This is a genomic window from Nonomuraea sp. B12E4 (assembly GCF_039871825.1).
Lineage (GTDB): Bacteria > Actinomycetota > Actinomycetes > Streptosporangiales > Streptosporangiaceae > Nonomuraea.
In genome coordinates this window covers 111,574-126,396 of record NZ_JBDPME010000006.1, presented here as the reverse complement: position 1 = coordinate 126,396, position 14,823 = coordinate 111,574, and the positions used below count along the sequence as shown (strand labels likewise).

Sequence of the window (14,823 nt, the reverse complement as noted above, 5' to 3'; positions counted from 1 at the left end):
ACCGGCGGGCCCGCCCGACGCCGACAGGACCGGCGGGCCTATCCTTCAGGCGTCCACCCGCAGGGCCCGGCGGGCGTCGCTCAGGAGCGCCCGCGCGGCCGCCCCGTACACGCACACGTCGGCCAGCTCGCCGAACGTCCGCTCATAGATCGCGATGTCATCAGGCTTCCTCAGGCGGAACTGGGCGGCCACCCCGTCCACGCGGACCTCGCTCCCGTCGTAGACCCAGAAGTTCTCCGGCGGCATCACCGGCGGGCGGGCCGTGCCGGGCAGGATGCCGAGGCTGACGTTGGGGCTGTCATGGGTGAACCCGGCCAGCCGGTCGAGCTGCGCGTCCATCGCCTCCGGCGGCACCACGGGCGTGCGCAGCGCCTGCTCGCCGAGCAGGAACATGAACCGGCGGGCCCCGGCCAGGCTCTCCTGCTGCTCCAGGCGGGCGTCCACGGCCCGGTCCAGGTTGTCGGGGATGCCGCGGAAGTCGATGATCGTGGCCAGGTGGGCGCGGGCGTAGTCCTCGGTCTGCAGCAGGCCCGGGATCGCCGAGTGCTGCCAGACGCGCAGCTCCTTGGTGCGCTCGTACAGGCTCTTGAAGGCCTGCTGGATCTCGCCCAGGCCGGTGCGCTCGATCCGGCGCCACTGGGCGTACATGGCGTCGATGTACCGGGTCTGGGCGATCAGCTCGGGGATCTGGTCCTCGGCGCCGCACGCGATGGCCCAGGTACGGACGTCGTCGACGCTGGGCAGTTGAGCGGCATTTTCGATCTTGTAGATCCGGGCCTTGTGCCCCGACCAGCCCATCGCCTCGGCGAGCCGGTCTCCCGTCATGCGCCGACCGGCCACGATGCGGTTGACGCGCAGTTCCCTGAGCCGGTCGGCAAGCGCTTGCCTGGCTTCCATGATCTTGTCTTGACTGGTCATGGGGGGTCAACCTCTCACGTGAGGTATCGCGGTGTAGTCGACGCTACGCCGAGAGTGACCACCCGTCAGCAGGGTTCCCCAAGAATCATGAAGAAACTCTGTGCCCGGTGAGCGCATTGTGCCCTCGCCCCGTGAACGATTCCCACTCCCCGGCGCAATTGGAATTGCGTCGCTTAGTGGCCGTCTCCGTAAATCTCTCGGGGGTTGACTTTCGGATCTGGTGCGTTCACTCCGTGAGAGTGATCACGTAGAGGTCGCAGACCAGTTCGAGGGCTTCCTGCGGGGTCCCGACGAACCAGAGAGCTTCCATAGTGTCCACGTGTGGACTGGCGGGTGTCTGTCTGGCCCTCTCGACCTCGTCATCACTATGCCGGGCACGACCGCTGCCTGGACGATCACGAGATGAGGAGTTCGAGGTGGGCACGATCAGCGTTTTCGCGAACGTCTGTGTAGATGGCGTCATGCAGGGGCCGGGCCGGGCGGACGAGGACACCAGGGGTGGATTCCGTCACGGCGGTTGGGGCATCGGGTACGCCGACGAGGTGATCGGGAAGTTCGTCGGGGGGATGGGCAGGGCCACGGCGATGCTCTTCGGGCACCGGTCGTACGACGACCTGCTGGGCCACTGGACATCGGTGACCGACCCCAACCCGTTCACCGAGGTGCTGGTGAACTCGCGTAAGTACGTCGCCTCCCGCCAGGCGGGCGCTAAACTCGCCTACCCCAACTCCACGCTGCTGGTGGGGGAGGCGGCCGACACCGTCGCACGGCTGAAGGACCAGATCGACGGCGTGATCAGGGTGATCGGCAGCGGTGAGCTGGTGCGCTCACTGCATACGGCGGGCCTGGTCGAGGAGTATGTCCTGCTGACCCACCCGATCGTGCTCGGTTCGGGCACGCGGCTGTTCGGCGAGGGGGAACGTACCGACCTGACGCTTCAGGAGGCGATCACCACCACGACCGGTGTGCTGATCGCACGCTACCGGGTCAAGTGACGAGGGAGGATTGGGACATGCGGTACATGTTGTTGTTCCATTACAGCGAGGCGAGCGAGGAGTCGATCGGGGCCGAGGCGATAGCCGCCGGAATGCGGGCCATGGCCAGTTACGCCGCGACGCTTGAGCAGGCCGGGATTTTGGTGAGCGGCCAGGTGCTGCAGCCATCGACCAGTTCGACCACGCTCACGCTGGTCGATGGGGAGCCGCGGATCCAGGACGGGCCGTTCGCCGACACCAAGGAGCAGCTCGGGGGCGTGATCGTCATCGACGTGCCGGATCTGGACGCCGCCCTGGAGTGGGCGCGGCAGGCGCCGCCGCTGTCCTGGGGCACCGTCGAGGTCCGGCCCGGTGCCGTGCACATCGAGGGCGGGACGTGGGTCGCTTCATCGTGACCGGCGAGACGGCTGCGCACGTCGTCGAGCGCACCGCACGGGCGTCCTATGGCCGGCTGGTCGCCCTGCTGGCCGCTCCGACCGGCGACCTCGAACTCGCCGAGGACACCCTGGCGCAGGCCTTCGAGCAGGCTCTGGCCACGTGGCCGCGCGACGGCGTACCGGACAACCCCGACGGCTGGCTGCTAACGGTCGCACGCAACCGGCAGCGGGATCTGTGGAAGTCCGCCGCCCACTGCCGCAACCGGTCGCTGGAGGCGGCCACCGACATCGGCGCCGACGCCGTCCAGCCACTGAACGATCTCGACCCGGACCGGATCCCCGACCGGCGACTGGCCCTGCTGTTCGTCTGCGCGCACCCGGCCATCGCCGCCAACGTCCGTACCCCGCTGATGTTGCAGACCGTGCTCGGGTTCGACTCCGCTCAGATCGCGCGGGCCTTCGCCGTGCCCGCCGGGGCGATGTCGCAACGGCTGGTGCGGGCCAAGCGGCGGATCAGGGACGCCAAGATTCCCTTCGTCGTTCCCGGGCGGCAGGCGATACCCCAGCGGCTGCCGTCGGCGCTTGAGGCGGTGTACGGCTGCTACGCGCTGGCCTTTCCGGAGCGGGGCGAGGGGGCGTCGCTTGCGGGTGAGGCCCGGTACCTGGCCGTCACGATCGCGAGGCTGCTCGGCGACGAGCCCGAGGCGTGGGCGCTGGCGGCGCTGCTCACCCTGGCTTCGGCGCGTGCCATGACTCCCGGCGATCGCTATCTGCCGTTGCAGGACCAAGACCCGGACGAGTGGGACCGCCACCTCATCGCCGAGGGCGAGGCCTATCTCCGCCGGACCGAGCGGCCCGGCCAGGCGCCCGGGCGGTTTCAGCTGGAGGCGGCGATCCAGGCGGTCCACTGCGATCGGGCCCGCAGCGGTGCCACCGATTGGAACGCACTTTGCACCCTCTACACCGCTCTGGTCGCGATCGCGCCGAGCCTGGGCAGCCGGGTCGCCCACGCCGCCGTCATCGGCCGAACCCGCTCACCCCAGACGGGAATGTCGCTGCTGGAGGCATTGCCCGTCGAACGGGAGCGGTTCCAGCCCTATCACGCGGCACGCGGCGACCTGCTCGCCCGGCTCGGCCGGCACCAGGACGCGGTCGCGGCCTACACCCAAGCGTCCACCCTCAGTACGGTCCCGGCTGTCCGAGCCTTTCTCGAACGACGCGCCAAGGAACTGTCCCGCTGACCGGGATTCGTATCTGCCGTTGCTGGGCGTATGGATCGCCAGCCCCCAGTAGTGGGCCGAACCGCTGCAGCTCAGGCAGCGACCGGCACCGGCCGGGACGCCCGCCGCGCATCAGCCTGCCGTACTCGACGAAGCTGCGTAATCCCCGAGAACTTTACGGAGACGACCATTTAGGGTGGCTCTATGGACGCAGGCAGGGCGATTTTCGAAACCGTCGACAAGCTTCGCCAGCGGCGCACCGCACCGCTGGTGCTGGAGCTCGATCTCACCGAGGGTCTCACCGAGGGCCCGCCGACGGATCCGCTCGCCGCGGTCCTGTCCATGCGCAAGCCGCGTCTTTCCGACGTGCTGTCCGGGCTCAAGCGGGCCAGGCAGGACGCCAGGGTCAGGGCGCTGATCGTCAAGGTGGGGGGCGCCCCGCTGGGCCTGGCCATGGTGCAGGAGGTGCGCCAGGCCGTGATCCACTTCCGGGCCTCGGGCAAGCTGACCGTGGCGTTCGCGGAGTCGTTCGGGGAGTTCGGCGGCGGCACGGTGCCCTACTACCTGGCCAGCGCCTTCGAGCGGGTCTGCCTGCAGCCGAGCGGCGACGTGGGGCTGACCGGGGTGGCCATGGAGCAGCGCTTCCTCAAGGGTGCGCTGACGAAGCTGGGCGTCGGCTACGAGGCCGCCCAGCGGCACGAGTACAAGACCGCCGTCAACACCTTCACCCAGGACCACATGACCGAGCCGCACCGCGAGTCCATGAGCCGCATCGTGGAGTCGGTCACCGAGACCCTCGTCGCGGGCATCGCCGACGGCCGCCGGCTGGATCCGGTCAAGGTGCGCGAGCTGATCGACCGCGGCCCGTTCTCCAGCGCGGAGGCGCAGGAGGCCGGGCTGGTGGACGAGTTGGCCTACCGGGACGAGGTCTACGACGAGGTCAAGCGCTCGGCGGGAGCCGACGCCCACCTCCTGTACGTCTCCCGCTACGCCAGGGGCGCGGCCGTCAAGAAGCTGCCGCAGCCGATGGCCGACGGGATCGCGCTCGTCCACGGCACCGGCATGATCAAGTCCGGCCGCAGCGGCCGCAGCCCGCTGGGCGGGGGCGGGGCGATGGGCTCCGACACGATCAGCACCGCACTCCGCGCGGCCAGGCGCGACGACCACATCAAGGCCGTCGTGTTCCGGGTGGACAGCCCCGGCGGCTCATACGTGGCCAGCGACACGGTCTGGCGCGAGGTGATACTGACCCGCAAGGTCAAGCCGGTGATCGTCTCCATGGGAGACCTGGCGGCGTCCGGCGGATACTACGTGTCGATGGCCGCCGACGTGATCGTCGCCCAGCCGGGCACGCTCACCGGCTCGATCGGCGTGTACGGCGGCAAGCCCGTCATTTCCGAAATGCTCCAAAAAATCGGGATAAATTCGGAGATGGTGGCCGAGGGGGCCAACGCCGGCATGTTCTCCACCTCCCGCGGCTTCTCCCCCGAGCAGTGGGAACGCGTGAACGCCTGGCTCGACCGCATTTACGATGACTTCGTGAGCAAGGTGGCCAAGAGCCGCGACCTCACCCGCGAACGCGCCCACGAGCTGGCCCGCGGCCGCGTCTGGACCGGCGCCGACGCGCAGGCGGGCGGCCTGGTGGACGAGCTCGGCGGGCTGGAGGACGCGCTGGCCCTGGCCAGGAAGCGCACCCGCCTCTCCGACGACGCGCCCGTGCGCACCTATCCGCGGCTCAACCCGCTGGACCGCCTGCGCGGGCCGGAGTCCAGCGAGGACAGATCGGCCGCCCTGGCCAGGATCCGACTGGACGCCTGGGGCCCGCTGGCCCACCTGTCCGCCGAACTCGGCCTGCCCCCCGGCCCTCTCCTGCTGCCCTCGTGGTACGTAATCCGCTGACCGCCTTTAAGGGCTTCATCTGTTACGGCGGAGCCAAGGGGGCCGCCACTCACCGCACATGGCTGGGGGCCTCCAGGAAACGCCCTCTGACCCGTACAGGGCTGATCGCCGTTACGTGCGTCTCCTGGACCGCCTGGGTGGTATGGCCGGACAGGCGGCCGCGGGCGAGGTCAAGGCACGAATGGAGCGACTGCCCGGGGTGGAGAGTGCGGCGGCGCCCGTGAGGTCCCCGGATGGCAGGGCGATCGTGGTCAGGGTGACCATGCGCGGACCGGAGCTGGGCGCGCAGAAGCAGGTGGATCCGCTGGTCGCGCGAACCCCATCCACGCGGCGGCAGGCGGCGAGACCGTCCTGGCTCCGCGCGTGGCGGAAAAGCTGATCGCCAAGATGCGGCGACCCGCTCAGGCGGCGCTGACGCCACGCGAACTCGATGTGCTCAACGCGGTGGCCGACGGCCTCACCAACGCCGAGATCGGCAGCCGGCTCACCATCGCGGAAGCCACGGTGAAGACCTACCTGCTGCGGCTGTTCGCCAAGCTGGAGGTCAACGATCGCACCCATGCCGTCGTGACGGCCCTGGAGCGAGGGCTGCTGCGCCGACCATGAACATGGTCGCCGCCTCAACAGTTCCGTGCCGCAGACCGGGGGGAGTTGCGCTGCCGCCGGTCGTGGTGACCGAGCCCAGATGGGCGGCGGCACGCCTGGCCGGGGTCTCGGCGTTGCCGCCCCGGCGGGAGCTGCCCAGGACGAAGAGGAAACTGCGCGTCATGACCCTGTCGAGCGGTAGCGGCCGCGGAGCCGTACCAGTGGGTTGAGCGAGGGGTTGACGTAGCAGACGGCGAGTACGGCCGCCAGGTAGAGCATGTGGTCCCCGGCCGGGATCACCTTGGTGGTCTCGGCCTCCAGAGCGGCCACGCCGCCCTCCACCACCAGCGCGCCCGTGTGCGGTCCCCGGTGGTGCGGGGTGCCCGCCACCAGCAGGCGGGCGCTGGGGCGGCCCGCGGCGGCGAAGCGGCTGGCGATGGCGGCCTGGTCCGCCGACAGCAGGGAGGCCGCCCAGCGGTCCTGGCGCAGCAGCACCTCGTTGAGGTAGCCGCCGCTGGCCAGGCTCACCAGCACGAGCGGGGGTTCCAGGGAGACGGACATCAGCGCGGACACCGTGACGCCGAGGTCGTCGCGCCCGTCGCGGGCGGTCACCACCGCCACCCCGGCCGCGAGCTGCGCCATCGCCTCCGTGAGCTCGCTCACGCCGAGGGCTCCGGGAATCGGGGAGCCCTCGGCGCGCCGGGTGTCAGCCGAGGCCGTTGGAGGTCAGCCATTCCTTGGCCACCGTGGCGGGCTCGTCCTTGTTGACGGAGATGCTCCGCATCATGTCCAGCAGGGACTGCGTGGAGAGCTTCGCCGAGATGTCGTTGAGCGTGGTCCTGATCGTGTCGGTCGCCCCCGCCTTGTTGAGCAGCGGCGTCACGTTCTGGGCGGGGAAGATGTTCTTGGTGTCCTGCACGGCGACCAGGTTGTTGGCCGTCATCTTGGGGTCGGTGGTGAACACGTTGCCGACCTGGATCGAGCCGTCCTTGAGCGCGTCGGCGGTGGTCGCGCCGGTGGACTTCCACTCCTTGAACTCGAGCCCGTAGACCTCCTTCAGCCTGGCCTCCCACCGCTCCTTGAACTCGGGCGGCCCGCCGAAGGTCATGTTCTTGGAGACCTTGGCCAGGTCCTCCATGGTGTTGAGCGACTGCTTGGTCTGGGTTTCCTTGGTGATGGACAGGCTGTCCTTGTCCTCGGCCGGTGAGGAGTCGAGCACCTCCAGCTCGGCGGGCAGCTTCTCCTTCAGCGCCGCGTCCACGTCGTCGGTGGTCGCCGCGGTGTTCTTCTGGTCGAGGAAGGCGAGCAGGTTGCCGTTGTACTCCGGCACGACGGTCAGGCCGCCGGTCTTGACCTGGTCGATCACGACCTCGCGGGTGCCGATGTTCGGCTTCTCCTCCACTTGCACGCCCTTGGCCTCCAGGGCCTGGGCGTAGATCGACGCCAGCAGCACGCTCTCGGGGAAGTCGAACGATCCGACGACGGCCTTGCCGCCCGCCGCGGCCGCCGACCCGCTGGGAGCCGCACTCGTGGTGTCGAGCGGATTTCCCCCGGTGCTGCCGCCACCGCAGGCGGTCAGCGCGAGCATCGCCGAGATCAGCGCTCCAGCGATGCCGTACTTCCGTCTCATCTTGCTTTTCCCTTCTAAGCGGGAGGTAATACAGGAGACTATCGAACCTTCAGCCGACGGCTCACCCCCGGCGAGACCGTCACCCGCTGCGCGAGCGCGAACAAGATCTGTACTGCCAGCGCAAACAGGACAATGAGTACTGAACCACCGACGACCCGCGCGTAATCCTTCGTCGCGAAACCGTCGATGACGAAGCGCCCCAGCCCGCCCAGCCCGGTGTAGGCGGCCACCGTCGTGGTGGCCACGACCTGGATGGCGGAAAGCCGGCAGCCCAGCAGGATCAGCGGCAGCGCCACCGGGACCAGCACCCGCCCGAGCACCTGCCCGCCGCGCAACCCCATCCCGTACGCCGCGTCGCGCAGCTCGGGATCGACTCCCTTGATGCCCTCGAAGGTGTTCACCAGGATCGGCGGCACCGCCAGCAGCACCAGCGGAATGATCACCGGCCAGATCGAGGCCGCACCGAGCAACAGCACGAACATCACCAGCAGGCCCAGCGTGGGCAGCGCCCTGGCGAGGTTCGCGGACACGACCACGACCACCTCGCCCCGGCCCGTGTGCCCGATCAGCAGCCCGAGCGGCACGGCGATCAGCACCGCCAGCACCAGCGCCAGGGCCGAGAACTGCAGGTGCTCCAGCAGCCGCGCGGGGATGCCGTCGGGGCCGGACCAGCGCGCGGGGTCGCCGAAGAACTCGACCAGCCAGTCGAAGAACGCGATCAGCCAGTTCATCCCGTGCCCTTCCTGGCGCGTACCCACGGGGTGAGCAGCCGTTGTGCGAGCACCAGCAGCCCGTCGGCGACCAGCGCCAGCGCCACGATGAGCACGATGCCGACGATCACCGGCGGCATGAACGGGTTCTGGTAGGCCCTGGTGAACAGGCTCCCGAGCCCGCCCTGGCCGATCAGGGCGCCCACGCTGACCAGGCTGATGCTGGAGACGGCGACCACCCGCAGCCCGGCCAGCACCACCGGCACGGCGATCGGCAGCTCCACCGCGAGCAGGCGGCGCAGCGGGGTGAACCCCATCGCGACGGCCGACTGCCGCACGTGGTCGGGCACCGAGCCCAGCCCGTCGACCACGGCCGGGATCAGCACCGCCATGCCGTAGAAGGTGAGCGGGATGATCACGGTGGTCTGCGACAACCCGGTCACCGAGATCAGCAGCATGAAGACGGGCAGCGAGGGGAGCGCGTAGACGACGTTCATCAGGCCGGAGGTGGGCTGGTAGAGCCAGCGCCAGCGCACGCAGGCCAGGCCCAGCGGCAACGCCACGACCAGCGAGAGCAGGATCGGCACGAGCGACATGATCAGGTGGTCGGTGAGCAGGTTCTTGATGCTGTCGACCCGGCCGGTGTCCCAGTTGCGCGCGATCCACTCCCAGATCGAGGGGGGACCATCACCCATCTGCCGCCTCCGCCAGCGCTTCGTCGAGCGCCTCCCTGGTGGCCACGCCGACGACCTTGCCGCCCTCGTCCACGGCCACGGCACAGCCGGAGGGCGACAACAGCGCCGCGTCCAGCGCGGACCGCATGGAGTCGTGGCCGTGCACGAACGTCCCGAACGGCTCCAGCACGTCCGGCCGCGTCCCGGCCACCCAGCCGACCGGCCTGCCGTCCGCGCTCACGACCAGCGACCACGGCTCGGCCACGTCGCCCGCGTACCCCTCCGCCACGGTCAGGTCGGTACGCAGCCGCAGCCTCTCCGTGGTGACGAACTGCAGCCGCCTGATCCCCCGGTCATGCCCGAGGAACTCGCGGACGAAGTCGTCGGCCGGGTCCGACAGCAGCGTCTTGGGGTCGGCGAGCTGCGCCAGGCGGCCGCCCACCCGCAGCACGGCCACCCGGTCGCCGAGCTTGATGGCCTCGTCGATGTCGTGGGTGACGAAGACGATGGTCTTGTTCAGCTCCGCCTGGAGCCTGAGCAGCTCGTCCTGCAGGCTCGTACGCACCACGGGGTCCACCGCGCTGAACGGCTCGTCCATGAGCAGCACGGGCGGATCGGCGGCCAGCGCCCTGGCCACGCCGACCCGCTGCTGCTGACCCCCGGAGAGCTGGAACGGGTAGCGCCGGGCGAGCGCCGGGTCGAGCCCGACGCGTTCGAGCAGCTCCATGGCTCTGCCCCGGGCCTTGTTCCGGTCCCAGCCGAGCAGGTAGGGGACGGTGGCGATGTTGTCGACGATCTTCCGGTGCGGGAACAGCCCAGCCTGCTGGATGACATAGCCGATGCCACGCCGCAACGTCGGCGGGTCGATGCCCCGCACGGGGACGCCGTCGAGCAGGATCTGCCCCTCCGTGGCGTCGATCATACGATTGATCATCCGAAGGGATGTCGTCTTTCCGCAGCCCGAGGGCCCGACGAGCACGGTGATCTCGCCGGTGGGCGCCTCCAGGCTGAGGCGATCCACGGCGACCGTGCCGTCTGGGTAACGTTTGGTGACTGCGTCGAATGTGATCACGCGCGACCTCTCGCTCGTGGCAGGGCCGCGGCCCCCCTGCCACGACCGCCACATGATCTGCTGGCCCCCAAGACTACGGTGATGCGCCCCCCACTGTCCCCTTGGGCCCGGGTTAAACGCTTCACTGACCAGGGTTATTCACATGAAATCCGGATCTGGTAGTGCGCCAGACCAGGGTGTGTTGGCATGATTACCCCCACAGTCGTACAACGAGCGCATCCACCACCCTCACCCTCAGCGTCCACACATAAAGCAAGAGTCATCATCGCGTCCGCACCAGGAGCAAGAGGATCCGGCCCCGTGTCTCAGCCGCTCACCGGTCAGCGCCCTCGCGCAGAAGTGATCGCAGAGCTCTACGACCGTCATGCCGCCGGGCTGTTCGCGTACTGCGCTGACCAGCTCGGCGACCCCGGCTCCGCGTCCGACGTCCTGGTGTCCGTGCTCACCGGCGTCTCCGGCGACGAGCCTCCCCGTGCCGCTCTCTACGCGTTCGCCCGCCGCGAGATCCACCGGCGGGATGTCGTCTACTCACCGCCCGCCGTCGATCCGCTCCTCGATCCGGCCTCCGCGCTCGTCGAGCGCACCCTGCGCGAGCTGCGGCCGCACCAGCGCGAGGTGCTGGTGCTGTGCACGGTGTGCGGGTTGGGCAAGGCCGAACTGGCTTGGGTGCTCGACGTCGCGCCGGACACCGCCGTAGAGCTGGTCGTGGGGGCGGGAGACCGCTTCCGGCAGTCGCTCGGCATGGCGCTGCTCGGCCTCGGGGCCCGCGTCGACCGGCCTGGTGAGGACGTCTACGGCGCGCTGGGCATCGCGCCGCTGCGCGACGTGCTGTGCCGCCTGCCGTGGCCGGAGCCGCCGGGCGGGCTGCGCATCCACTTCGCGGGCTCCCGTTCGGCCAGCCCCGGGCCGCTGTTCGTCAAGCCACGCTGGCCCGGGCCGCCGATCTGGCCGCAGCCACTGGCGGAGGCCGATCCGGCGACCAGCACGGTGATCTTCCCCTCCGAGCTGATGACACCGCCGTCGCCGTCGCCGTCGCGGGCCCGCTCGCACGAGGCGACCACGGCCCCGATGCCCAAGCTCCGCGACCCGCTGGGCGCGCTGGACTCCGCCGGGCCCGCCCAGGGCTCGCCGGTCCCCGGGGAACGGCCGTTCTTCCTGGCTGCCCCGGACGGGCCGGAACCGTTCGTGACGGGCGACGTGCTCCTGCCGGACGACACGGAGGAGCCCTTCGCGACGGGCGACGTGCTGCTGCCGCCGAGAAGCCGGCCGGGGCCGTCCCTGACGGGCGACGTGCTGGTGCACAAGGGTCCCGAGCGGCCGGTCGACCCACCGGCGGCGCGCCCGGAACGCCCGGGGCGCCGGCTGCCGCGGTGGACGGGGTCGCCGCGGCGGGACGACGCTCCCCGTGAGGCGGCGCCGCTGTTCCAGCCGCGTGCCAAGCCCGCGGGGCCGCGTTTCCACTCCGATCCCACGGCGCCGCTGTTCGGCAACAAGCCCGTCGAGCCGGTCTATCGGCTGCCGGAGCCCGAGGACGGGCTCCGTGGCGCGGGTCAGGGCCTCGCGCCGGAGCCGCCCGCCGCGGATCTGGGGGCCGTGCCGGAGTCGCTGTCGGCCTCGCGCCCGGAGTCGTTCCTCGCCTCGCGGTCGGATTCGTCGCCGGTGTCGCGTCAGGAGTCGTCCTTGCTGGCGCCGCGTCCGGTGCGCGCCCGGCCGCCCGCCAAGCGGAAGCCGGAGGTCACGGCACGGCCGCCGAAGGTGCGGCGGCGCCGGGATCGCCATCACGACTGGGCGTGGGAGCTGATCGGGTTCCTGGTGTGCGTGGCCATCGCGATGATCGTGTTCTTCTCCGTGCCGCAGTTCCTCGGGCCGTGATCCGCGCCCGGGCGTGGTCCGTACCCCTGGCCGTGATCGGCCAGTCGCCGGTCCGCAGCGGCGGCAGCGGCGAGGACCGGAAGCCGGGCGCGTCCGGGCGGCGTTCGGCCTCGCCGGACCGTTCGTCGCCCGCGCTCGTCCACCGGTAGGCATGCCAGTGCATGGTGCTCCCCCGCTGCGCTGAAAGGCGGCGGTCATTGCTCCCGTTTCTCCTGCCCTGGGAGGCCACCTCCGGAAACGCGCCACGCCGGGGGGGTCAGTCCGCGGAGAGGATGAGGCCGCTCGTCGGCACGCCGGTGCCCGCTGTCACCAGGACGTTCGCGACGTCGGGCACCTGGTTGGCGGCGGTGCCCCTGATCTGGCGGACCGCCTCCGCGATGCCGTTCATGCCATGGATGTAGGCCTCGCCGAGCTGACCCCCGTGCGGGTTGACGGGGAGGTGGCCGTCCAGCTCGATGCCGCCGTCCTTGATGAAGTCCGGCGCCTCGCCCCGGCCGCAGAAGCCGAGCTCTTCGAGCTGGGCCAGGACGAACGGGGTGAAGTGGTCGTACAGGATGGCCGTCCGGATGTCCCGCGGCGACAATCCCGACATCTCCCAGAGCCGCCCGCCCACGACGGACATCTCGGGCAGGCCGGTCATGTCATCGCGGTAGTAGCTGGTCATCATGTGCTGGCCGCCGCCCGACCCCTGGGCCGCCGCCGTGATCACCGCTGGGGATCTGCGCAGGTCATGGGCGCGTCCGGCGGAGGTCACCACCAGGGCCACCGCGCCGTCGCTCTCCTGACAGCAGTCGAGCAGGTGCAGCGGCTCGACGATCCACCGGGACTCCTGGTGCTCGGCCAGCGTGATGGGCCGGCCGTGGAACCAGGCGGCCGGGTTGGTGGCGGCGTGCCTGCGCATCGCCACCGCCACCCGCCCGAAGTCCTCCGACGTCGCGCTGTGCGCATGCATGTAGCGCCGCGCGAACATGGCCACCCACGCCGCGGGCGTCATCAGCCCGTACGGCACGTGCCAGCTCATCTCCAGCCCCTGGGAGGTGGGCTCGCCGGTCAGGCCGGCGTTCGGCTGGCCGAATCGGCGTCCGGAGCGCTCGTTGAAGGCCCGGTAGCACACCACCGTCCGGGCCATCCCGGTGGCCACGGCCATGGCCGCGTGGGCGACGGTCGCGCAGGCCGCACCGCCGCCGTACTCGACCCGCGAGAAGAACGTCAGGTCCCCGACGCCCGTCTCCCTGGCCACGGCGATCTCCTGGTTGGTGTCCTGACTGTAGGTGACCATGCCGTCCACGTCGCCGGGCGACAACCCGGCATCGTCCAGCGCGGCCAGCACCGCCTCGGCGGCCAGTCGCAGCTCGGAACGCCCTGACCGCTTGCTGAACTCGGTGGCCCCGATGCCCGCGATGGCCGCCCGCGACCTCAACAACGTCCCCGTCTCCTTCCTGGTCATCCGGCCTGGTCATCCGGCCTGGTCATCCGGGAGGGTGAGGGTGACCGTGCCGGTGGCGTGGTCGCCGAGGCTCACCTGGCCGCGTACCTCGACCGTGAACCGGCCGTCCGCGCCCGACACGACCGTGCCCTCGAAGCTCAGGCGGTCGCCCGCGTACGCGGGGACGCCGAGCCTGACGTTGATGCTCCCGATGACGGCCTCCGGGCCCGCCCAGTCCGTCACGTAGCGCTCGACCAGGCCCATGGTGGTCAGGATGTTGAGGAAGATGTCCGCCGAGCCCTGGGCCCTGGCGAGCTCGGTGTCGTGGTGCACGGGGGTGAAGTCCATCGTGGCCAGCGCCGTCGAGATGACCATGGTGGGGGTGAGGTCGAGGGACGAGCGCGGGAGCGCGGTGCCGATCGTGACCTCCTGTGCCGTCAGCGTCCGCATCACTGCTCCCGGGGCGTCCACATCGGCAGGACGAGCCGGTCGTCCATCGGACGGTACGTCACGCGCAGCGGCATGCCGATGGTCACCTCCTCGATCGGGCAGTCCACGACGTTCCCGACGATGCGTACACCCTCGGGCAGCTCCACCACACCCACCACGAACGGGACCGCTCGCCCCGGGACGGGCGGGTGGTGGTGGACGACGTAGCTGTAGAGGGTGCCGGTGCCGGTCGCGAGCGTGTGGGTGCGGTTGGTGGAGCGGCAGCGGGGGCAGAGAGGGCCGGGCGGGTGGCGGAGCTCGCCGCAGTCGGCGCAGGACTGGATGCGTAGCTCGCCGCGTCTCGTGCCCTCCCAGAAGAAGGCGGTGTCCTGGTTGATCGCGGGCTGCAGCGGATACGGCTCCCGGCCGGGTGTGCGGTCGGGCTCGCGGTCGGGTGGGCGCCCCGGCTCGTGGTCGGATGTGCGGTCGGGTGGGCGAAATTTCAGGACTCGGAAGAGCATTTCCGCCACCGGCTCGTCGTCCTCGCTGTACCAGGTGATGTTCCAGGTGGCGAAGTAGCCCACCCCCAGGGCGGTCCGCTTGGGTCCCGCCAGGTCCGCGAACCTGGTGGCGGCGGTGAGCCGCTCGCCCACGCGCACGTACCGGTGATAGGTCTGCTCGCAGTTCGTCGCCACCACGCCCGTGTACCCGCGGGCGTTGAGCGCGGTCATCATGGCGTCCACCGGCGAGCTCCCCTTGGCCTCGGCACGCAGGCCCTGCATGGTCCACACCTGCGCCATCGCGGGCGGGGCCAGCCCTTCCTCCAGGTAGACCGGATTGGCGTCGCCCATCGCGGCCAGCCAGTGCCTGATCATGGGCACGTCCACCGGGTCGGCGGCCGGGGCGCCCCGGACCTCGCCCAGCGCCACCTGTTTGGCCGCGAGTTCAGTCAATTCGTCGTGTGCCGTCGCCCGGCAAGCGTTTTGCGCCGTCGCCCGGCAGGCGTTTCGCGCCGT

At 70.5% G+C, this 14,823-nt stretch carries 15 protein-coding genes; 6 read left to right on the top strand and 9 right to left on the bottom strand.

The window, feature by feature from the left end; all coding sequences use genetic code 11:
- Positions 1 to 45: 45 nt before the first annotated feature.
- Positions 46 to 918, bottom strand: a complete 873-nt coding sequence (locus ABGB18_RS16485; RefSeq protein WP_347696369.1) for a helix-turn-helix transcriptional regulator — start codon at positions 916 to 918, stop codon at positions 46 to 48.
- Between the two features lie 416 nt (positions 919 to 1,334).
- On the opposite strand from ABGB18_RS16485, the gene ABGB18_RS16480 reads away from it, so the two are divergent.
- The 5 genes from ABGB18_RS16480 to ABGB18_RS16460 all read left to right on the top strand — a co-directional run bounded on the left by ABGB18_RS16480 (position 1,335) and on the right by ABGB18_RS16460 (position 6,015).
- Positions 1,335 to 1,913: a dihydrofolate reductase family protein gene (locus ABGB18_RS16480; protein WP_347696368.1), complete on the top strand. Its 579-nt coding sequence runs from the start codon at positions 1,335 to 1,337 to the stop codon at positions 1,911 to 1,913.
- 17 nt (positions 1,914 to 1,930) lie between these two features.
- Complete coding sequence (locus ABGB18_RS16475) at positions 1,931 to 2,308, top strand: YciI family protein (protein WP_347696367.1); 378 nt, start codon at positions 1,931 to 1,933, stop codon at positions 2,306 to 2,308.
- Complete coding sequence (locus ABGB18_RS16470) at positions 2,290 to 3,531, top strand: DUF6596 domain-containing protein (protein WP_347696366.1); 1,242 nt, start codon at positions 2,290 to 2,292, stop codon at positions 3,529 to 3,531. Before ABGB18_RS16475 ends, ABGB18_RS16470 begins: the two co-directional genes overlap by 19 nt.
- A gap of 183 nt (positions 3,532 to 3,714) precedes the next feature.
- Entirely contained in the window at positions 3,715 to 5,409 is a 1,695-nt protein-coding gene (gene sppA, locus ABGB18_RS16465; RefSeq protein WP_347696365.1) for a signal peptide peptidase SppA, read from the top strand.
- A 363-nt stretch (positions 5,410 to 5,772) separates the two neighbouring features.
- A complete protein-coding gene (locus ABGB18_RS16460) occupies positions 5,773 to 6,015 on the top strand; it encodes a LuxR C-terminal-related transcriptional regulator (RefSeq protein ID WP_347696364.1) in 243 nt (80 codons plus the stop codon).
- A gap of 159 nt (positions 6,016 to 6,174) precedes the next feature.
- Here ABGB18_RS16460 and ABGB18_RS16455 read toward each other — a convergent pair whose 3' ends face one another.
- The 5 genes from ABGB18_RS16455 to ABGB18_RS16435 are packed head-to-tail and all read right to left on the bottom strand — an operon-like array spanning position 6,175 to position 10,080.
- The gene (locus ABGB18_RS16455) at positions 6,175 to 6,657 is read right to left on the bottom strand and encodes a flavin reductase family protein (protein WP_347696363.1); all 483 of its coding nucleotides are present in this window, start codon (positions 6,655 to 6,657) and stop codon (positions 6,175 to 6,177) included.
- Between the two features lie 43 nt (positions 6,658 to 6,700).
- Positions 6,701 to 7,624 carry an ABC transporter substrate-binding protein gene (locus ABGB18_RS16450; RefSeq protein ID WP_347696362.1) on the bottom strand — a complete coding sequence of 308 codons (924 nt, stop codon included), beginning with the start codon at positions 7,622 to 7,624 and terminating at the stop codon, positions 6,701 to 6,703.
- A gap of 38 nt (positions 7,625 to 7,662) precedes the next feature.
- Positions 7,663 to 8,355: an ABC transporter permease gene (locus ABGB18_RS16445; protein WP_347696361.1), complete on the bottom strand. Its 693-nt coding sequence runs from the start codon at positions 8,353 to 8,355 to the stop codon at positions 7,663 to 7,665.
- Complete coding sequence (locus ABGB18_RS16440) at positions 8,352 to 9,029, bottom strand: ABC transporter permease (protein WP_347696360.1); 678 nt, start codon at positions 9,027 to 9,029, stop codon at positions 8,352 to 8,354. Before ABGB18_RS16440 ends, ABGB18_RS16445 begins: the two co-directional genes overlap by 4 nt.
- Positions 9,022 to 10,080, bottom strand: a complete 1,059-nt coding sequence (locus tag ABGB18_RS16435) for an ATP-binding cassette domain-containing protein (protein ID WP_347696359.1) — start codon at positions 10,078 to 10,080, stop codon at positions 9,022 to 9,024. The genes ABGB18_RS16440 and ABGB18_RS16435 overlap by 8 nt, the downstream gene beginning before the upstream one ends.
- Before the next feature lie 300 nt (positions 10,081 to 10,380).
- On the opposite strand from ABGB18_RS16435, the gene ABGB18_RS16430 reads away from it, so the two are divergent.
- Positions 10,381 to 11,952 carry a hypothetical protein gene (locus tag ABGB18_RS16430; protein ID WP_347696358.1) on the top strand — a complete coding sequence of 524 codons (1,572 nt, stop codon included), beginning with the start codon at positions 10,381 to 10,383 and terminating at the stop codon, positions 11,950 to 11,952.
- Between the two features lie 256 nt (positions 11,953 to 12,208).
- Here the strand turns inward: ABGB18_RS16430 and ABGB18_RS16425 are convergent, their stop codons facing one another.
- The 3 genes from ABGB18_RS16425 to ABGB18_RS16415 are packed head-to-tail and all read right to left on the bottom strand — an operon-like array spanning position 12,209 to position 14,760.
- A complete protein-coding gene (locus ABGB18_RS16425) occupies positions 12,209 to 13,399 on the bottom strand; it encodes a lipid-transfer protein (protein WP_347696357.1) in 1,191 nt (396 codons plus the stop codon).
- A gap of 9 nt (positions 13,400 to 13,408) precedes the next feature.
- The gene (locus ABGB18_RS16420) at positions 13,409 to 13,828 is read right to left on the bottom strand and encodes a MaoC/PaaZ C-terminal domain-containing protein (RefSeq protein ID WP_347696356.1); all 420 of its coding nucleotides are present in this window, start codon (positions 13,826 to 13,828) and stop codon (positions 13,409 to 13,411) included.
- Positions 13,828 to 14,760 (bottom strand): OB-fold domain-containing protein, encoded by a 933-nt coding sequence (locus ABGB18_RS16415; protein WP_347696355.1) that lies wholly within the window; start codon positions 14,758 to 14,760, stop codon positions 13,828 to 13,830. The genes ABGB18_RS16420 and ABGB18_RS16415 overlap by 1 nt, the downstream gene beginning before the upstream one ends.
- Positions 14,761 to 14,823 lie beyond the last annotated feature (63 nt).

What these genes read in the sequence shown, in the direction of transcription:
- ABGB18_RS16445 (WP_347696361.1), bottom strand. Translation starts at nt 8,355, where the DNA reads ATGAACTGGCTGATCGCGTTCTTCGACTGGCTGGTCGAGTTCTTCGGC.
- ABGB18_RS16475 (WP_347696367.1), top strand. Translation starts at nt 1,931, where the DNA reads ATGCGGTACATGTTGTTGTTCCATTACAGCGAGGCGAGCGAGGAGTCG.
- ABGB18_RS16485 (WP_347696369.1), bottom strand. Translation starts at nt 918, where the DNA reads ATGACCAGTCAAGACAAGATCATGGAAGCCAGGCAAGCGCTTGCCGAC.
- sppA (WP_347696365.1), top strand. Translation starts at nt 3,715, where the DNA reads ATGGACGCAGGCAGGGCGATTTTCGAAACCGTCGACAAGCTTCGCCAG.
- ABGB18_RS16440 (WP_347696360.1), bottom strand. Translation starts at nt 9,029, where the DNA reads ATGGGTGATGGTCCCCCCTCGATCTGGGAGTGGATCGCGCGCAACTGG.
- ABGB18_RS16425 (WP_347696357.1), bottom strand. Translation starts at nt 13,399, where the DNA reads ATGACCAGGAAGGAGACGGGGACGTTGTTGAGGTCGCGGGCGGCCATC.
- ABGB18_RS16450 (WP_347696362.1), bottom strand. Translation starts at nt 7,624, where the DNA reads ATGAGACGGAAGTACGGCATCGCTGGAGCGCTGATCTCGGCGATGCTC.
- ABGB18_RS16420 (WP_347696356.1), bottom strand. Translation starts at nt 13,828, where the DNA reads ATGCGGACGCTGACGGCACAGGAGGTCACGATCGGCACCGCGCTCCCG.